We start from the raw sequence: 17952 nt of genomic DNA, 5'->3' as shown, positions 1-17952 counted from the left end.
GGATGAAAGATGGCCATATAGGCAGATTACGGATCATTCAATAATTTTCATTGTTCTTTCCGATTTCAGGTCTTTAGTCCGTCTCTAAGTCTATACCAGCATCTTTTAGCTAAACGAGCCAGCTTTTCTGTATTCCTGTTGATCCAGCGTTATACTCCATATAGCCAACAAAATCCCAATCATTGCAACGAGCGAGGCAACCCATGGTACAGCAGATAACCCCAACGAGCTATCAATCACCAGTCCACCTATGAACGCGCCAATTGCATTACCCATATTAAAAGCAGAGATATTAAGTGCTGAAGCCAATTCTTGAGCGTCACCAGCCTTCTGAAGTACTAGAATGTTAAGAGGGGCAATAATGCTGTAGGATGCAATCCCCCAAACAAAAACACTGATCACGGTAGCGACTTTGTCATGACTCGCCCAAGTAAAGATTGCCATGGATATCGCAAGCAGCAAAATCCCCCCCAACAAGGTTGGCATAAGCTGCTTATCGGCTAGCCTACCTCCTACGATATTACCAATGAATGAACCCACACCGAAGATAAGTAACACAATAGTAATCCAACCTTCGGAAAATCCCGATATTCCCTCTAAAATGGGCGTAATGTAGGTAAACGCTGCAAAGGTTCCACCAGTTCCGAATATAGTTATCAGAAGAACTAGCAGGAAAGATGGACGGCTTACAATTCGCAGCTGCCTTTTAAGTGAGCCCACTTCTACGCGCGGTAGTGGCGGAATCAGTTTCATTATGCCTAACAAAGCCGCAGTTGAAAGACATGTAATAACAAGAAAGGGAAACCGCCAGCCGAACTGATGCCCAAGCAAGGTTCCGAGTGGAGCACCGAGTATAACGGATACGGTCAGTCCCGAACCAACCAATGCGATACTTCTTCCTTCTTTGCCGGGTTGAGCCAATTCCTTGGCAGTGACGATCATCGTGCCGAATAGCGTTCCGTGTGCGAGTGAACTAATGATTCGTCCTACAAGTAATACCCCAAAAGAAGGAGCAACTGTGCTTACGATGCCACCTATCACGAATATGCACAGAAATAAACTTAATATGATTTTTCGCGGTAATCTCCCAGTGATCGCTGATAATACGGGGCCTCCAAATACGACACCAAGCGCATATCCTGTAACAAGCATGCCAGTAATTGAAATCGATACCCCTGTCTCGTTGGCAATAGGCATCAAGAGCCCCATTGGGAGAAGCTCAGCAGTGCCTATGGCGAATACAGTGAGTGTTAAAAGCAATAACGCAGCCGTTCTCTCTCGATTGGTAAGGCTGTTAGTCAGAAGCTTTTGGGAATCTGCCATCAGTTTAATCCCTCCATTCGGTTTGCGATAATAGGCATCTGGCTTTCGGTGACATATCGAGATTCTCTACCTTCTTGCCTTGATAAATAAAGCTCCCTGCTTGGCATATCCGTGCTTATTTGGTAACCATTCTTTTCTATCCAAGAACCAAGTTCGATACTCACCGGCGTATCCGTATCCGGACGGCTGAAATGCTTGACCGACGCAACCGTCATTTCTGGAAGCAATTTTATCTTAAATCGGTCCGTGTCTGGTAACGGCAGCGTGATCGGACAGGCAATCTCTAAGCTGATACTGCTTTCGCATTCCGGACAACTATGCCATACGACCATATGATAAGAAGGCTTCGTCCCCCAGTTTCGCCTTACATATTCGCCAATCTCTTCGAACAAGTACGGAATACTTGCTCGATTCGTAGTTTCTCTAACCGATACGACCATTAACGGATCGACCTTCTTAACTAAGATCTCATGATGAGGCATTCCGCTGCGTTCAATCTGTTCCAGCCTCGCTTCTATGCGCTTCAGACGCTCGGTTTCCGACTGAATCAACGACTGTAACTCTGCTTGCTTGAGTCGAAACATACCACGCATTTCAGCAGGGGAAACGTCATCATGAATGAGTTGTCTAATTTGATCAAGCGTAAAACCAAGATCTTTAAACACCAAAATCCGATGCAAGAGAAGCAATTGATCGCTAGTGTAGTATCGGTAGCCACTTTGCCGATCCGTATAAGCGGGCTTAAGCAATTCAAGTTGGTCATAAAATCGTAATGTTTTGGCGGGAACTTGACTCAACTTGGAGAATTCGCTGATCTTGAACATAATCATGCTCCTTTCATGTATGTTTCGGAATTATGGTAATATTTTAAACCTTCCACACAAGGGGAAAGTCAAGTGCAATACGAAACCCGTTTCGGAACCAAAAATAGGTAAGTATCTTAAGCTGCAGGGCATAGGCTTTCAAAGTACTTGGACTAAATCCCTGATTACGTTTATCAGCTTCGTGAAAATTGTCCGAAATCTGGCGGAGGCACAAAGGATAATTGAGAGATACATACTAACGATTTTACAACCGAAGACGGCCACAGCGAAAATTAAACAAACTGACGCCGGTAGACTACCAGCGCCAGTTTGCAACCTAAGTGTTTTTTTCAATCTATAAATGAGGTCTTGACCAGGTTAAGGGTGGGTTTTCAGATTTAAGCCGACAAACTTGTACTTCTCGTTTGGTTTTTGCGGATTTGCATCGCCATCACCGAGGCGATAAAACAGAGGAAGCCGGCGACGACAAACGCCTGCGAATAGCTGCCGAGCCAGTCGCGCAAGGCGCCTGCGCCGTAAGCGGCCGCCGAAGCGCCGATTTGGTGGGCGACGACGACCCAGCCGAAAATCATGCCGGATCTCTCCTTGCCGAACGCTTCTCCCGCCAGCTTGGCGGTTGGCGGAACGGTTGCGATCCAGTCCAGGCCGTAAAATACGGAGAAAGCGACAAGCATGTACGGAGAGGCGCTGTTTAGCGCATAAGGCAGGAACAGTAAAGACAACCCGCGAAAACCGTAGTACACAAACAGAAGTTTCCGGCTGTCAAAACGGTCGGACAACCAGCCTGAAATCGTCGTGCCGAACAAATCGAACACCCCCATCATGGCAAGCAGCCCGGCGGCCGCAACCTCCAATATGCCATGGTCGCCGCAGGCGGCGATGAGATGGGTGCCGATCAGCCCGTTCGTGGACAAACCGCAAAAGAAAAACGTGCCTGCGAGCAGCCAAAACGTCGCGCTTCCCAAAGCCATTCGCAAATTTTGCAGCGGAGCGAGAAATATGTTCCCTTTGAAAGGCACCGGTTTCGCCATTTCGGTCGAACCGTACGGTGCGGCGCCCACTTCATACGGGTGGTTGCGCATCCATACGGCTACGGCGGCAAGCACGACGACGATGCTGAAGACCGCGGCGTACACGGCGTATCTCCAACCGAGTTCGGACGTCAGTTTGGCAAACAGCGGCAAAAAAAGCAGCTGGCCGGTGGCGGCGCTGGCCGTCAGCAACCCGACGACAAGCCCTTTGCGTTTCACGAACCACTGATTGCTGACCGTTACACCCAGCACGTTGGCCATCATGCCTGTTGCAAGCCCGGACACGATTCCCCAAAGCAGTTCGTACTGCCAAAATGAACGGATCAAAGGCGTCACGGCCAGACTGAGCCCCAATACGGCTAGCGAAGCAACGATCACTTTGCGGAAACCGAATTTCAGCAGCAGCGCCGCCGAAAACGGCCCCACAAGGCCGTAAAGGAAAATGCCGATCGAGATGACGCTCGAAATGCTGCCGCGGCTCCATCCGAACTCGTTTTGGAACGGAACCAGCAAAACGCTGGGCAGCGAACGAATGCCTGCCGATATAAGCAGCGTGGCGAAGGTAAGCAAAACGATAATCCAACCATAATAAAAACGCGATTTCGGCCTGATTTGAACCTGTTCTTCCGTCATGCTCTTCGTTTGATTCTCCCTTATCATTATATCTTGGTTGTACATACAAAATTAAAAAAGAAAACAACCAAGCGCTTATCGGGTATGTGCCGAAAAGAATTGCGCTTTGGTGCTAAATCTGTGTATGCCGCCTCTGTCAGTTCTCCAAAAGTTCGCTTGACGACTCCTGCATCGAGGTCAGCATATCTGCCAGCTCCTTGCCGAGTTTGGCCACGTAAGCGGCTTTCAGCCTTTTGGATGCTTCGCGAAGCGTTTCCTTCATGGCCGTCCCTTTTTCCGTCGGATACACGAGCACGGTTTTCCCCTGCACATGACGCTCCACGAGCTGTTTTCCTTCCAGCTTGTCGATGAAACGGGTCAGCGTTGAAGGAGTGATGTACAGCTTCTCGGACAGCTCCTTTTGAGTGATGCCCGGATTCGCGATGACGAGCCGAACCAGATAACCGTAAGCCGGCGCAAGCCCCGTCACGGCAAACGCATCGTCGGCGAGGCGCGTAATCGCCCGGCTTAAACGGTTGGTGGTGAAGTACATACAGCTGTGCAAAAACGCTCCGTCTTCTTCAGAGGATGGCTTGGTTGCGTTGTTGATTTCGTTGGTCACGGAAATTCCTCCTTCGTCGGATCGGTGACGCGAGTTTATTTTGTATGTACAACAAAAATATAACGATTGGGTGAAATTGTCAAGAGTATGCGAAAAAATTAGGCGAATGAAATCATTCTTAGGCAGTGAGCCCTATTGTACGGGAAGACGCAAAGCGCCTGAATATGCAGGCGGATGCCGCGTTATCCCTTGACGGCTTCGGCGGCGGGAAGTCCTGCGCTTTCTTTCGTCGTCCCCATGATGACGGAGTCCTTTGGCAGCAACAGCGCCAGCAGTCCCAGGAGAGGCAGAAATGCGCACACCCGCGTCATGATTTCAACCCCATGGGTATCCATAAGCCAACCCATCACGACGGAACCCAGGCCGGCCATGCCGAACGACAGGCCAAAAAACAATCCCGCAACCGTCCCCACGTGGCCCGGAAGCAGTTCCTGCGCATAGACGATAATGACCGAAAACCCCGACATCAGAATCAGTCCGATGCAAACGCATACTATGACGGAGCCTGCCGGTCCCGCATACGGGAGAAGCAATGAAAACGGGGCCGTGCCGAGAATCGAAAACCAGATCATTTTTTGGCGGCCGAACCTGTCGGCCAGAGGTCCTCCGATAAAGGTTCCTACCATGCCGGCAAACTGCAGGGCAAAGATCGATATTTGCGCGTCCTTGAAGGGCAAATGGTATTTGTCCATGAAATAGAAGGAATAGTAACCCGTCATGCTGGCCAAATAAACGAACTTGGAAAACAGCATCAGAATCAAAATGCAAAGAACATACATAATGAAACCTTTGCCGAATCGTTTTTCTCCGGCATTTCCCGCTCGACTAACGGCCCGGCCATGCGGTCGGGTCTTGCGTCCGTACCAGCGGCCGACCCCGATTTGCAGTACGAATCCCGCTCCGGCAAGCAAAATAAACCAAAGGAAACCAAGCTGCCCTTGCGGGCTAATGATGAACGCCGCCATGAGCGGGGCGATCGCCTGCCCGGCGTTGCCGCCGACCTGGAACACGGATTGGGCGAAGCCCTTGCGCTTACTCATCGCCAAGTGGGCCACCCGCGATGACTCCGGATGGAGTACGGATGATCCGATGCCGATCAAAGATGCCGACAGCAGAAGCCACCCTAACGACGGCGATAAAGCCAGCCCCACCATTCCCAGCATCGTGAACAGCATGCCGAGCGGAAGCAGCAGCGGTACCGGCCGGCGGTCCGTAAAATAACCGATCATCGGCTGAAGAATGGAAGCCGTGATGTTCAGCGTGAAAGCGACCCATCCGATCTCGGCGTAGCTAAGCCGCATCTGCTGCTGGAAAAGCGGAAACATCGAAGGTACGACCGACTGCATCGCATCGTTCAGCAGATGGGCCGCGCTGACGGCCAGCAAAACGCCGAACGCCGTATTGCCGGCGGCGGCATAGGGTGGCGATAACGCCGGGTTTGGTTTTGACATTTCTCCCACATCCTCTTTTTTTTCCACCCATTATAGCCGCCGGTACGGCGCCTGTCGCTTGTGATTATTGCGGGAAAAACAAGCACTTTATGCTGTAGACTCGAAGGCGGGGCTGAACCGGTGTTCCGAAGAGGAGCCTGCGTGCCTTGGCCGGGTGCTCTCAGGATGCGCCGAACGCTGCTTGGAACGGGCCGGAAGATGATTAGCCCTCAAATCAACGCACAAGGAGTTAGGGGTGGTAGCACCATTCAAGAAATCCAAAACCAGCGGCGATGGGAGCAACGTCCGTTCTCGGTGCCTTTCGAACACAAACCGAACTCCCAAACAAAAAATGAGGGGCCGTCTTTTGGGACGGCCCCCATTAAACATTCACTTGAAATCAATCATTTTCCGACCGATCAGCTTTCGCTCCCGATTTGCGCTAGCCGGGCCTCGTCCAGCTCCAAAATAACCGGACAGTGGTCGCTGCCCATCACCCCGGCATCGATCCGCGCATCGGTCAGCGCAGGAACAAGCCGCTCCGAGACAAGAAAGTAATCGATCCGCCATCCGATATTCCGTTCCCTTACCTTTGGCATAAACGACCACCACGTAAACGCGTCGTCGCGGTCCGGATAAAAATGCCGGAAAGAGTCCACGAACCCGGCTTCGAGCAGCTCGGTCATTTTGCCGCGCTCCTCATCGGTGAATCCGGAATTGCCCATGTTCGACTTCCAGTTCTTCAGGTCGATCTCCCGGTGAGCGACGTTCATGTCTCCGCATATAATTACGGGTTTCTTGGCATCAAGCGACGTGACGTAGCGGCGGAACCGCTCCTCCCATTCCAGGCGCAGCGGCAGCCGGGACAGGTCTCTTCTGGCATTCGGCGTATACACGTTCACAAGATAAAAATGCTCGAATTCCAGCGTAACGAGCCGTCCTTCCGCCTCCGCGTTTTCCTCCATGCCGTAATAGGCGGACAAAGGTTTCAATTTCGAAAACACCGCAGTCCCGGAGTAGCCTTTTTTCTCGGCATAATTCCAATACTGTCCGTATTCCTCCCCGTAATCGAGGCAAATTTGCCCTTCCTGCAGCTTCGTTTCCTGCACGCAAAACAAATCGGCATCGCTTGCCGCAAAATAATCGTTAAAACCTTTATTGACGCAGGCCCGCAGGCCGTTTACGTTCCATGATACAAGCTTCATCCGCGACTCTCCTTATGGCTATCCATCTCGGGATTTTGCAAAATATGAATCTATCCACATTTGATAGTGTACCATAAAAGGTATACGCCGTGGCGCTTCGCCTTCCTGTCCTGCCTGCGGTTGATACGGCCCGAACAGGACGGAACAGGACGGACAGCCTTACGATCCAGCCTGAGCCTTCAGCTGCTCATACCAGGCACGGATTTCACCCTCGAGACGGCTTGCAAGTTCCGGGAATTGATCTTTTAGATTCACCCGTTCCCCCGGATCGGCTTCCAGGTCCGAGAGGTGCACGTCATCCGGCTGCAAACGGTCAAAATCCAGTTTCCCGCCCAATACCAGCTTCCATTTGCCTTCACGGACGGCAAGCTGGCTGCCGTATTCCCAAAAAATTTGTTGATGCGGCGTTTTTTCGCCTTTCGTGATCATGCCCGCCACGCTGAACCCGTCAATTTCCCCGGGCGAAGGCACAGGCAGGCCGGCAAACTCCATCACGGTCGGGAGGATGTCCGCCATCATGCCGACTTCTTCGCAAACCTGATCCGCCGGAACGGCTGCCGGGTAGACGAGGATGGCCGGCTCCCGGATTCCGCCTTCGAACAGGCTTCCTTTATGCCCGCGAAAAATCCCCGCGCTTCCCCCGTAGTAAACGTCTTCCGTGCCGTCCAAGAAATTGCGGGACTCCGAGGATGGACCGTTGTCGCTGGAGAAAAAGATCAGCGTGTTTTCGTCGATGCCGTTGCGCTTCAAGGCAGCCACGATCTCCCCGACTCCGTCATCCACGGCGGAAATCATCGCCGCCATGAGCTGGCGGTCACGCGGCAGATGCTTGTAACGTTTCATGTATTTTTCCGGCGCATGCATCGGATAATGTGGCGCATTATATGCCGCGTACAGGAAAAACGGTTTGTCCGCCGCCCGGTTCCGTTCAATGAAATCGACCGACTTGTCCGTGATCAGATGGGTTAAATATTCGCCGTCGTGCCAAACCTCCTCCCCATTGCTCCACAGGTCATGCACGGGATTCGTGTGAGGCATCCCCCAATAAAAAATATGGGAATAGTAATCCACGCAGCCGGCTTGAAAACCGAAATATTCGTCGAAGCCGCGCGCGTTCGGTTTCGTGGCTTCCGCCGAACCCAGATGCCATTTTCCGTATAACGCCGTACTGTAGCCGAATTCCTTCAAGCGTTCCGGCAGCGTTCTCGCTTCCGGCTTCAGTCCCGCCGTGCCTCGCTTCCCCTCCAAAATATGGCTCACGCCCGTTTTCGCGGGGTATAACCCCGTCAGAAGGGCGGCCCGGGAAGGTGAACATACAGGGGAGTTGGAATACCAGTTGGTGAACCGGACGCCTTGCCGCGCAAGCGCATCCAAATGAGGGGTGCGAATCGCATCCGATCCGTAACATCCCAAATCGCCGTATCCCAAATCATCACAATAAATGACCACGATATTCGGTTTCGTCATTAGAAGTCACACCTTTTTCTTTTATTTCGGTTCGTTCCAGCGGTCATAAGCATTCTGATCGGTTTTCAGCTTACCCGAAGACCATTTTGCCGAAAATGCAAACGCTGTCAACCGAGCCGTAAAAAAGGAATCCATACATTGCGTTTTTCTTCGATACAATATAGGCGTTAAATGCGGGTTAGTCAATATAGGGGTCGAAAGAACGGGTAAAAACATGGCATGGCTCTTGAATAATTTTATCTGCCTTCGGGCTTTCATTTGTGTTAAAATAGCAGAACTGCTGCTTTATTGAAGGATTTTGCAGTAATCTTGAAAATTGAAGAAGGACAGGACAAAATGAGATCTTCGTTTACGGTTAAATCATTTAATTTTCTTTTCTTTGCGCTGCTGTCGATGTTTATTCCTTTTTTGCCCCTTTATTTCAGCGACCAGGGATTAAACGAGACGCAAATCGGCGTCATCGTCGGGACCGGCGGTTTCATTACGCTCATCGCGCAGCCGCTGTGGGGCATGATCAGCGACCGCACGCGGACCATCCGCAAGGTTCTGCTGATTTTGGTGCTCTGCTCGACGGTAACGGGATTCCTGCTTTACAGTACAAGCCAATATGCTTTGATCGTGCTGTTCGTCATGCTGACCTATTTTTTTCTCATGCCGGTCGATCCTTTGACGGAAAGCCTGAATTTCCGCGTGGCGGAACAAGCTGGAATCAGTTACGGCTCCTTGCGGACGTTCGGTGCCCTCGGTTATGCCGTAATGTCCTTGCTGGCCGGTTATTTGATGACTGAATTCGGCTCCCGCAGTCTGGGATATACGTTCGCGGGACTCGGGATCGTCAGCCTGGTCGTTACTTTCTTCATGCCGGACGCACCCGTGTCCGGGAAACCCGTCACGATGAAAAGCCTGAAAAACTTTTTGAGCAACAAGGAAACGCTGCTGTTTCTCATCCTCGTATTTATCAGCTCGGTTCCGGCGAGAATGAACGACACGTTTCTGGGGTTGTACATCAAGGATTTGGGCGGGAAACCGGATTTGCTCGGGCTCGCGTGGTTTTTGGCGGCGGGCAGCGAGATTCTTGTGTTTTCCTTAAGCTTTTGGTGGCTGCGCAAAAACAAGGAACTGGCCATTATATCGTTTTCCGGAGCGTTCTATTTTTTGCGCTTTTTCATTTCGGCCTGGATTCAGGACCCGAATTGGCTTGCCTACATCCAGCTGCTGCAGCTGTTAACGTTTCCGGTCTTTTATACGGCGGCCATCCAATATCTGTACAACATCGTTCCCGTGGAGTGGAGAGCAACCGGCCAAACCGTGCTGGCGCTGCTGTTTTTCGGGGTATCCGGCATTTTGTCCTCCTTTGCGGGCGGCGCCTTATACCAGGCTTTCGGCGGACGGACCATGTATTTGACGATTTCGGGCATGTCGTTTATCGGCATGCTGTTCGGAATTGCGCTCTACCGCGTGTACGGACGGAGAAAATCGGGGGAAACCTCGTAACCTGCGGACAAGTCTTTGGTACATGGAAAAGGAACTAAATACGGTTCGCCCTAATGCAAGAGCCGCTTCCGGATAAATCCGGGAGCGGCTCTTGTCGCCGACTGTCTTGACCAAAGGCCGGTCTTGCTGCTGCAACAGTCCGATCTGTTATAGGCTTTGCGAAGCTTTTCCTTGGGTTACGCTCTGAACCTCGTACATGTTCACTTTTGTGCCAAGGATATACTCTGGGGGCTCCTGCCCTTTCTTCTCGCGGTGTCCCTGCAGATGCGCGTCGCTTTTCTCCCAGTTTTTCCAGTCTTCGCGCGAACGCCAGCGGATCATGACCACAACTTCCTCTTCTTCCTTGCTGAGTTTGGTCGTCATCACCGTTTTATCGATCAAACCTTCCATGCCGTCGATCGGGCTTTCCTTGCTGAACCGGGCCACGACTTGATCGGCGTTACCCGCTTTGACCGTAATTTTTCGAAGCTGAACAAACATATAAGCCGCCTCCTAAGTTTTTGTAATGGTTGATTTCGGCAAAATGACGTTATGCGTTATGTATCATGCAAAAATCATCTGAACCTCCCTTTTATTTTAAGTGATAATGATTATCATCGTCAATTGCTTTGCGCACGGTTCGTTTTTCATTCCTCATCCAGCTTTCAGGTTGGTCCTTTCCCAAAAAATTGATACAATAGGATGGAGTATGTCCATATCTTCTTATGATGCATTACTATTTGGAAGCGAGGAAAAGTCTAATATGATCATTAAACCGAGAACACGCGGATTTATCTGCACCACTTCACATCCGGCCGGCTGCGCGGCCCAGGTTCAAAAGCAAATCGACTACGTGCAGTCCAAACCCGTGATCGAAGGGCCAAAAAACGTGCTGGTCATCGGCGCATCCACAGGTTACGGACTTGCGGCCCGGATTACGACCGCCTTCGGCGCCAAAGCCAACACGGTAGGCGTCTACCGCCCAAGCAGCGGCTCCGAGAAACGTACCGCCTCGGCCGGGTGGTACAATTCGGCTGCCTTCGAGCAGGCCGCTCAGGAGGCGGGCTTGAAATCTTACAGCGTAACCGGCGATGCTTTCGCGAAGGAAACAAAGGATAAAACCATCCAACTGATAAAGGAAAAGCTCGGCAAGGTCGACCTTGTCGTTTACAGCGTGGCTTCCGCCCGCAAAACGGATCCGGAAACCGGAGAAACCTACAACTCCGTGCTGAAGCCGATCGGCAAGCCTTTTACGAATAAAACGGTCAATTTCCATACGGGCGAAGTGACCGACATCACGCTGGAGCCGGCGACGGAACAAGAAATCCGCGAAACGGTTGCCGTCATGGGCGGCGATGACTGGGAGGCATGGATCGAGGCGCTGCGTGCGGCGGAGGTGCTTAGCGAGGACGTTACGACGATCTCTTTCTCTTACATCGGCTCCGAAATTACGAAAGCGGTGTACCGGGAAGGTTCGATCGGACGGGCAAAAGATCACCTGGAAGCTACCGCTCTGAAATTGAACGACGAGCTCCAATCCACCGGCGGCCGCGCCTATGTCGTGGTGAGCAAAGGACTCGTCACGCAGTCCAGCTCCGCGATCCCGATCGTGCCGCTTTACATCTCCTCCCTGTACAAAACCATGAAGGAAAAAGGCATCCACGAAGGTTGCATCGAACAGACCTATCGCCTGTTCACGGATCGCTTGTATGCCGGGGGAGAACCTCCTGTCGACGAAGCCGGTCGCATCCGCATCGACGACTGGGAGCTGCGCGAGGACGTTCAGGCCGAAGTGGTCAAAATTTGGGATCAAGTCACAAGCGATAATATTTATGATCTGACGGATCTTGAAGGATACCGCAAGGAATTTTTCCAACTGTTCGGGTTTGAAACCGAAGGCGTGGATTACGACGCCGACGTCGATCCGGACGTGAAAGTTCCGAATTCAATCTGATAGATGAACATACAAAAACGTCTATCGACGCACTTCAAGAAGACAGACCGCGTTTAAAGGTAGTTTTTCTCTCGCAATATCAGGAAGCAATGGCTCTGTAGTATATGCTTTCTGATATGAAGACCAAAGCCCGCTTTGCGGGCTTTTTCCTTACTCTCCATCCCTGCCCCTCCCCTTTTTCCCCTTCCCTTTCTCACTCGGAAATACACTTGTACGCTCTTGGCGGACATTTCCACCTTTTTTTCATTCCGTAATGACATAGGACTGGCAGTTCCCACGTTTAAAACGTATAATGATAGCGGGTCCGATAAAATAAAGCGTTCTCATCTGACTCTAATTTCCAGTTCACCAAACTCGGAGGAATGTATTCATGAGACTAGAAAAAGACTTTCTCGGCACCAAAGAAGTACCCGAAGAAGCATATTACGGCATTCAAACGATGCGTGCCGCGGAGAACTTTCCGATCACCGGCCAGCGAATTCATCCGGAACTGATCCGGGCGATGGCCATGGTCAAGAAAGCGGCCGCGATCGCAAACATGGAGATTAAACGGCTGCTCCCGTCCAAAGGCGAAGCCATCGTCAAAGCCGCCGATGAGCTCATTGACGGTAAATGGTTCGATCATTTCATCGTCGATCCGATCCAGGGCGGGGCAGGCACGTCTATTAATATGAACACGAACGAAGTCATCGCAAACCGCGCGCTTGAGCTGATCGGCAAAGGGAAAGGCAGCTACGCCGACATCAGCCCGAACAACCACGTCAATATGGCTCAATCGACGAACGACTCCTTCCCGACGGCAGTTCATTTGGCTACGCTCACCATGATCGAAAAGCTGCTGCAGACGATGAAGGATCTGAAGCAAGCCTTCGAACGCAAAGCCGAAGAATTCGACTCCGTGATCAAAATGGGACGCACCCACTTGCAGGATGCGGTACCGATCCGTCTCGGGCAAGAATTCCAGGCATACGCGCGCGTGCTCGGCCGCGATATCGAACGTCTTAGCGCTACGAAGAAAAACCTGCTGCATATCAATATGGGAGCCACCGCCGTCGGCACGGGCCTTAACGCCGATGTCCGCTATATCGAGCATGTCGCCAAGGTTCTCGCCGAGCTGAGCGGATTTCCGATCGAGCCGGCGGATCATCTGGTCGACGCCACGCAAAACACCGACGCGTACACCGAGGTATCGGCCGCGCTCAAAATTTGCATGATGAACATGTCCAAAGTCGCCAACGATATCCGCTTAATGGCATCGGGACCGAGAGCCGGACTCGGCGAGCTTTCGCTCCCTGCAAGACAACCGGGCTCTTCGATCATGCCGGGCAAGGTGAATCCGGTCATGTGCGAAGTCATCAACCAAATCGCGTTCCAGGTCATCGGCAACGACCATACGATTTGCCTTGCTTCCGAGGCCGGACAGCTGGAACTGAACGTCATGGAGCCGGTGCTGGTCTACAACCTGCTGCAATCTCTTGAAATCATGAACAACGGCTTCCGCGTATTCCGCGAGCATTGCGTCGAAGGCATTCAAGCCAACGTGGAACGCTGCCGCGAATACGTCGAAAACAGCGTCGGCATCATCACCGCGCTTAATCCGCATCTCGGTTACGAGGTCGTATCGCGCATCGCGCGCGAAGCCATCATGACCGGAAAGCCTGTTCGCGAATTGTGCCTTCTCTATAACGTGCTCTCCGAGGAAGAATTGAACATCATTCTGGATCCTTATCAAATGACCAATCCGGGAATCGCCGGGGCGGAACTGCTGAACAAGGAATAATACGGCAACGCGGGCGAATCTGCTTGAAACGGCAGGCGCCCGCGTTTTTTTGTTTCTTATCCATCCTTTTTCACTCCCCCTTCACTCCTCCATTGTCTTTATCCGTTCATAGCCTTTATCTGTTTTCCGAAATCTTGGTACGCGGTCGTTGGCAGGTTTCGTCTATCTGTGCAAAGTTCGGATTGTATATCATTTATTGTGAATTTTTCATATGTTGAATTTATAACATGTAACTCCGTTCAACCCCTAGTTCCGATTTTTTGACCAACATCTCATCACTTTTCTCATCACTTTTCCAATCTAGCATGCCTTTTTCCTTCGTTGATACGGTCGATATCACATCGCCAACGATGTTTTCATTCCTGTTGTCCTAATCGCTATAGGCCATCTTTTCAAGATCTTGGAATAATTGCAGGGGATTTCAGCCAAAATACGTTTGAAAAATGATTTCAAGGAGAGGAACGAACCTCCCATGAATAAAACGGCACCCGTGCATGTTTTACAAATATTCATGATGCTTATGTTAATGAACGGCTTGACAAGCCATGTTGTCATCAACCCGATGGTGCTGGATGCCGCCGGGAGGGATGCATGGATTTCGGTTCTATTCGCGACCGTATTGCTTGTCCCTTGGACGATTATGCTCGCCTTATTTATGCGAAGAAGCGGGCAGCAAAAGCTTCAGCCTTGGCTGGCGGAAAAGACGAGTCCCGTCTTGTCTTGGATTCTTGTTGCACCGTTTATCATCTATTTGTATTTAATTGGCGGTTTTACCTTGTATCATACGTCCAGTTGGACGATCAGCAACTATTTGCCCCTTACGCCGAAAGTCGTATTGGTCTCCACTCTTGCGTTTGTCTGTTTCTATACGGCCAAGCTGGGCATCCGGGCCATCGCCGTCGGTGCCGGAATCCTGCTTCCCTTGGTCGTTAGTCTCGGAATTTTCGTATCGCTCTCCAACGCCTCGGAAAAAAACTTTAATCTGCTGGTTCCCATTTTCGAACACGGCATGATGCCTCCATTGCGCGGGATGCTGTACATTGGCGGAGGGTTTGTGGAGATTCTCGTTATTTTATCGCTGCAGCACCGGATCAAAAACAAGGTCAAACCCTGGCAAATGATCGTCTACGGGCTGATCATTTCCTACATTACACTTGGTCCCATCGTCGGCGGAATCTCCGAGTTCGGCCCCGAGGAGTCCGCCAAACAGATGGAATCGCCCTATGAACAATGGAGGCTTGTGAAAATCGGCGATTATTTTGAGCATGTGGACTTTCTGTCGGTATACCAGTGGATTGCCGGCGCTTTTATGCGTATTTCGCTGGCGCAATACATGCTCGTCGAAATGCTTCCTTTCAAAAGCAGGGTCATGGCCAACCGTTTTACTCTCGCGGTGACCTTCAGTTACATCCTGATTGCCATGTTTCCGATAACTCAAAACGCATTCTATCAAATGAGCTTTAAATATTACTTTCCAATCTCGTTATATGTGAACGTTGCGTTATCCCTCATTTGGACAGGCATATCGTTTCTGCCGAACAAAAGAAAGGAGGAAATCCCTTGACGAAATCAGAATCCAAAAGCGAAAAAACGGTATGGACCATGTCCAAAATCCAAAACCTTTTTGCGAAAAGCTTTGATGTGGTCATCAGGTCTTACCGTTTGGATAAGGAATCCGCCTCTTCGGAAGTCGTACTCGTCTACGCCAGCGGTCTTGCCGATTCGGCCCAGATCAGCCAGGTCGTCCTGCCCGAGCTTCAGGATATGCATCGGGAATCCGGCTTCTTCCTTCAGCAAAACGGCGAAATGTACTCCAAGCTGGCGATGGACGAAATGAAGGAACCCGTCTCCGAGCAGGACATTGAGGACACCCTGTTTCAAGGCGGACTCATCATTTTGATCCCCTTGACCAATAAAATGTACACGTTGGATATTTGCAACGCGCCGAAACGGGCGCCGGAAGAATCAAACGTTGAAATCTCGATCAAAGGGCCGAAGGACGGCTTTACCGAAGATTTTATTACGAACATCGCCTTGATCCGCAAACGGATCCGCAGCAATACCTTGTGCTGTGAAGAACTTATTTTAGGGCGGAGATCGAGAACGAGGGTCGCTTTAATGTACATTGACGACATCATCTCGCCGAATATTTTGGAGGAAGCGAGAAAACGGCTGAAAAAGATCGATATCGACGCCATCTATTCGATCAATCAGCTGGAGGAGTTTTTAGCCGACTCCAAATTTTCGCTTTTTCCGCTGATGGACTTTAGCGGTCGTCCGGATTATGTCATCGCCAGCCTGATCAACGGGCGATTCGTCGTTGTCATCGACGGCGTTCCGATGGCGCTGATCGGACCTGCAACGTTGTCGCTGCAGATGAAGTCGCCGGAAGACGTTCAGTTCAACTATATTTACGTATCCTTTGTGAGGTTCATCCGTCTGTTAAGCCTGATTATCACCATCGGCTTGCCTGCTTTTTGGGTTTCCTTGACGGCCTTTCACCAAGACCAGATTCCATTCCGGCTGATGGCCACCATCGCGACATCAAGAATGGGGCTTCCGCTTTCCGCTCAAATGGAACTGTTTGAGATGCTGATCCTCCTGGAGATTTTTCGCGAAGCGGGAATCCGGCTCCCAAGCGCCATCGGTCAAACGCTTACGGTCATCGGAGGTTTAATCATTGGGGATGCCGCCATTCGGGCCGGACTCGTCTCCCCCTCTTCCGTCGTTGTCGGAGCCATCACGGCGGTCGCAAGCGCAACGCTGGTGAACCAAACGTTAAGCTCGGTCGTCAGCTTCATCCGGTTCCTGCTGTTTTTCGTATCTTGCATTCTCGGTATGTACGGCATGATTCTCGGCGGTATCCTGCTTATTGCCTACGTGTCACGGCTCAGAAGTTTCGGCGTCCCCTATCTGTCCCCGGTCTCGCCTGTCATTCCAAAGGATGTGCTGCTGTCCCTTCTCCGCAGCCCGTGGAAGGCGCTTCGCAAAAAGCCGTCCTCGTTGAGCACCGTCGACTCAGACCATCATGGAGAGAGTCCGGCATGAAGAAAACAGGAAAAATATTGATTTCCGTTTTGATTACGGTTCTCCTTGCGGGCTGCTGGAATTCCAAGGACATTCAAAATATGGCTTATGTTACGACCCTGGGGATTGATTATGAGGATGGAAAGTTTAAAAGTTATGCGCAGGTATTGAACTTTGCCAACGTCGCCAAAGCGGAAGGCATTCAAATTGGCAAAGCCGTTCCCGTCTGGGTCGGAACGGGAGAAGGAAAAACGTTGACCGAATCGATGACGACCTTATATTCGACCTCCCAAATGAGAGTGTTTTGGGGGCACATGAAATCGGTCATTTTGTCGGAAAACGTGATGAAACATGGTTTGCTGGAAATTTACGACATGTTGAACCGCTATCGGGAAATTCGCTACAACATTTGGATATACGGCACAGGGGAGCCTATGTCTGACGTTCTTACGCAAAAATCGATCCTGAATCTTTCACCGCTGGAGACGATTATGGATTCGCCGCTCCAAATCTATTCGGAAAGATCGTTTATTCTGCCCGAATACGGCTTCAAAACGATCGCCCAGATAAAAGAACCCAGCGGTCTCGCCATGATTCCCCGTCTTGAGATCGACCGCACGAGCTGGTTTGAGGACGTGGATAAACGTCCCATGTTTCGGATCAATGGGGCCTATTTTTTTCAAAACAAGGAATACCGCGGCCATTTGAGCGAGGATGATCTGAAGGGAACGCGCTGGATTCAGCGGAAGCTGGTCCGTTCCCCGATGAACATCCCGCATACGGGGCGTCCGGTTGCCACGCTGATTCTTGTAAGACCCCATCTCTACGTCAAACCGGTGATCGAAAACAATAAAGCCCGTTACAATATCCGCGTGTCCCTCAACGCGTATATCGACGAGCTTGCCACGGATACGCCGCCAAAAAAAATGGAGGAGATGGCCAGCGAAGCGATCAAAAACGAAATCAAAGTGAGCTTCAAAAAGGGCCTCGAAAAAAAAGCGGACGTATTTTTGCTTGACGAAAAGCTCTACCGCAAGCATCCGAAAAAATGGCATCAATTCCATCGCAACAGCTCCTTTATTCTTGATGAGGATTCCATTAAATCGATCGAGGTTCGGGTCGCCATCGACAGCTCGGGAAAATACAAGCAAAGAGTGGAATAGTTGGATCGCAAATACGCTTCAATGACAAAAGGAGCCGCTTG

Annotated in this window: 14 protein-coding genes; 6 read left to right on the top strand and 8 right to left on the bottom strand. The window is 51.0% G+C overall.

Annotated elements, in window-relative coordinates; all coding sequences use genetic code 11:
- Positions 1-105: 105 nt before the first annotated feature.
- The 7 genes from GQY55_RS03065 to GQY55_RS03035 all read right to left on the bottom strand — a co-directional run bounded on the left by GQY55_RS03065 (position 106) and on the right by GQY55_RS03035 (position 8514).
- A complete protein-coding gene (locus GQY55_RS03065; RefSeq protein ID WP_160037987.1) occupies positions 106-1323 on the bottom strand; it encodes an MFS transporter in 1218 nt (405 codons plus the stop codon).
- Entirely contained in the window at positions 1323-2147 is an 825-nt protein-coding gene (locus tag GQY55_RS03060; RefSeq protein ID WP_160037985.1) for a MerR family transcriptional regulator, read from the bottom strand. Before GQY55_RS03060 ends, GQY55_RS03065 begins: the two co-directional genes overlap by 1 nt.
- Positions 2148-2524: 377 nt before the next feature.
- Positions 2525-3811, bottom strand: coding sequence for an MFS transporter (locus GQY55_RS03055; protein WP_201452073.1), 1287 nt, complete (start codon positions 3809-3811; stop codon positions 2525-2527).
- Positions 3812-3947: 136 nt separating this feature from the next.
- Positions 3948-4412 carry a MarR family winged helix-turn-helix transcriptional regulator gene (locus tag GQY55_RS03050; RefSeq protein ID WP_236575375.1) on the bottom strand — a complete coding sequence of 155 codons (465 nt, stop codon included), beginning with the start codon at positions 4410-4412 and terminating at the stop codon, positions 3948-3950.
- A gap of 182 nt (positions 4413-4594) precedes the next feature.
- On the bottom strand, positions 4595-5863 hold the full coding sequence (locus GQY55_RS03045) for an MFS transporter (RefSeq protein ID WP_160037981.1): 1269 nt from the start codon (positions 5861-5863) through the stop codon (positions 4595-4597).
- Between the two features lie 398 nt (positions 5864-6261).
- Complete coding sequence (locus GQY55_RS03040; RefSeq protein ID WP_160037979.1) at positions 6262-7047, bottom strand: exodeoxyribonuclease III; 786 nt, start codon at positions 7045-7047, stop codon at positions 6262-6264.
- Positions 7048-7206: 159 nt separating this feature from the next.
- Positions 7207-8514, bottom strand: a complete 1308-nt coding sequence (locus GQY55_RS03035; RefSeq protein ID WP_160037977.1) for a sulfatase-like hydrolase/transferase — start codon at positions 8512-8514, stop codon at positions 7207-7209.
- Positions 8515-8823: 309 nt separating this feature from the next.
- On the opposite strand from GQY55_RS03035, the gene GQY55_RS03030 reads away from it, so the two are divergent.
- The gene (locus tag GQY55_RS03030) at positions 8824-10008 is read left to right on the top strand and encodes an MFS transporter (RefSeq protein ID WP_236575374.1); all 1185 of its coding nucleotides are present in this window, start codon (positions 8824-8826) and stop codon (positions 10006-10008) included.
- A gap of 147 nt (positions 10009-10155) precedes the next feature.
- Here the strand turns inward: GQY55_RS03030 and GQY55_RS03025 are convergent, their stop codons facing one another.
- Positions 10156-10488 carry an antibiotic biosynthesis monooxygenase gene (locus GQY55_RS03025; protein WP_160037975.1) on the bottom strand — a complete coding sequence of 111 codons (333 nt, stop codon included), beginning with the start codon at positions 10486-10488 and terminating at the stop codon, positions 10156-10158.
- A gap of 262 nt (positions 10489-10750) precedes the next feature.
- On the opposite strand from GQY55_RS03025, the gene fabV reads away from it, so the two are divergent.
- From fabV to GQY55_RS03000, 5 genes are all read left to right on the top strand, one after another.
- Positions 10751-11941, top strand: a complete 1191-nt coding sequence (fabV, locus tag GQY55_RS03020; RefSeq protein WP_160037973.1) for an enoyl-ACP reductase FabV — start codon at positions 10751-10753, stop codon at positions 11939-11941.
- A gap of 370 nt (positions 11942-12311) precedes the next feature.
- Positions 12312-13721 (top strand): aspartate ammonia-lyase, encoded by a 1410-nt coding sequence (gene aspA, locus GQY55_RS03015; protein ID WP_160037971.1) that lies wholly within the window; start codon positions 12312-12314, stop codon positions 13719-13721.
- Positions 13722-14193: 472 nt separating this feature from the next.
- A complete protein-coding gene (locus GQY55_RS03010) occupies positions 14194-15285 on the top strand; it encodes a GerAB/ArcD/ProY family transporter (RefSeq protein ID WP_160037969.1) in 1092 nt (363 codons plus the stop codon).
- On the top strand, positions 15282-16769 hold the full coding sequence (locus GQY55_RS03005) for a spore germination protein (RefSeq protein ID WP_236575372.1): 1488 nt from the start codon (positions 15282-15284) through the stop codon (positions 16767-16769). Before GQY55_RS03010 ends, GQY55_RS03005 begins: the two co-directional genes overlap by 4 nt.
- On the top strand, positions 16766-17911 hold the full coding sequence (locus GQY55_RS03000) for a Ger(x)C family spore germination protein (RefSeq protein ID WP_160037967.1): 1146 nt from the start codon (positions 16766-16768) through the stop codon (positions 17909-17911). Before GQY55_RS03005 ends, GQY55_RS03000 begins: the two co-directional genes overlap by 4 nt.
- Positions 17912-17952 lie beyond the last annotated feature (41 nt).

Source organism: Paenibacillus sp. USDA918EY (assembly GCF_009870825.1).
GTDB classification, from domain to species: Bacteria; Bacillota; Bacilli; order Paenibacillales; family Paenibacillaceae; genus Paenibacillus_AQ; species Paenibacillus_AQ albilobatus.
The sequence above is the reverse complement of the archived record's forward strand: the minus strand, read 5'-3'. Positions and strand labels throughout refer to the sequence as shown.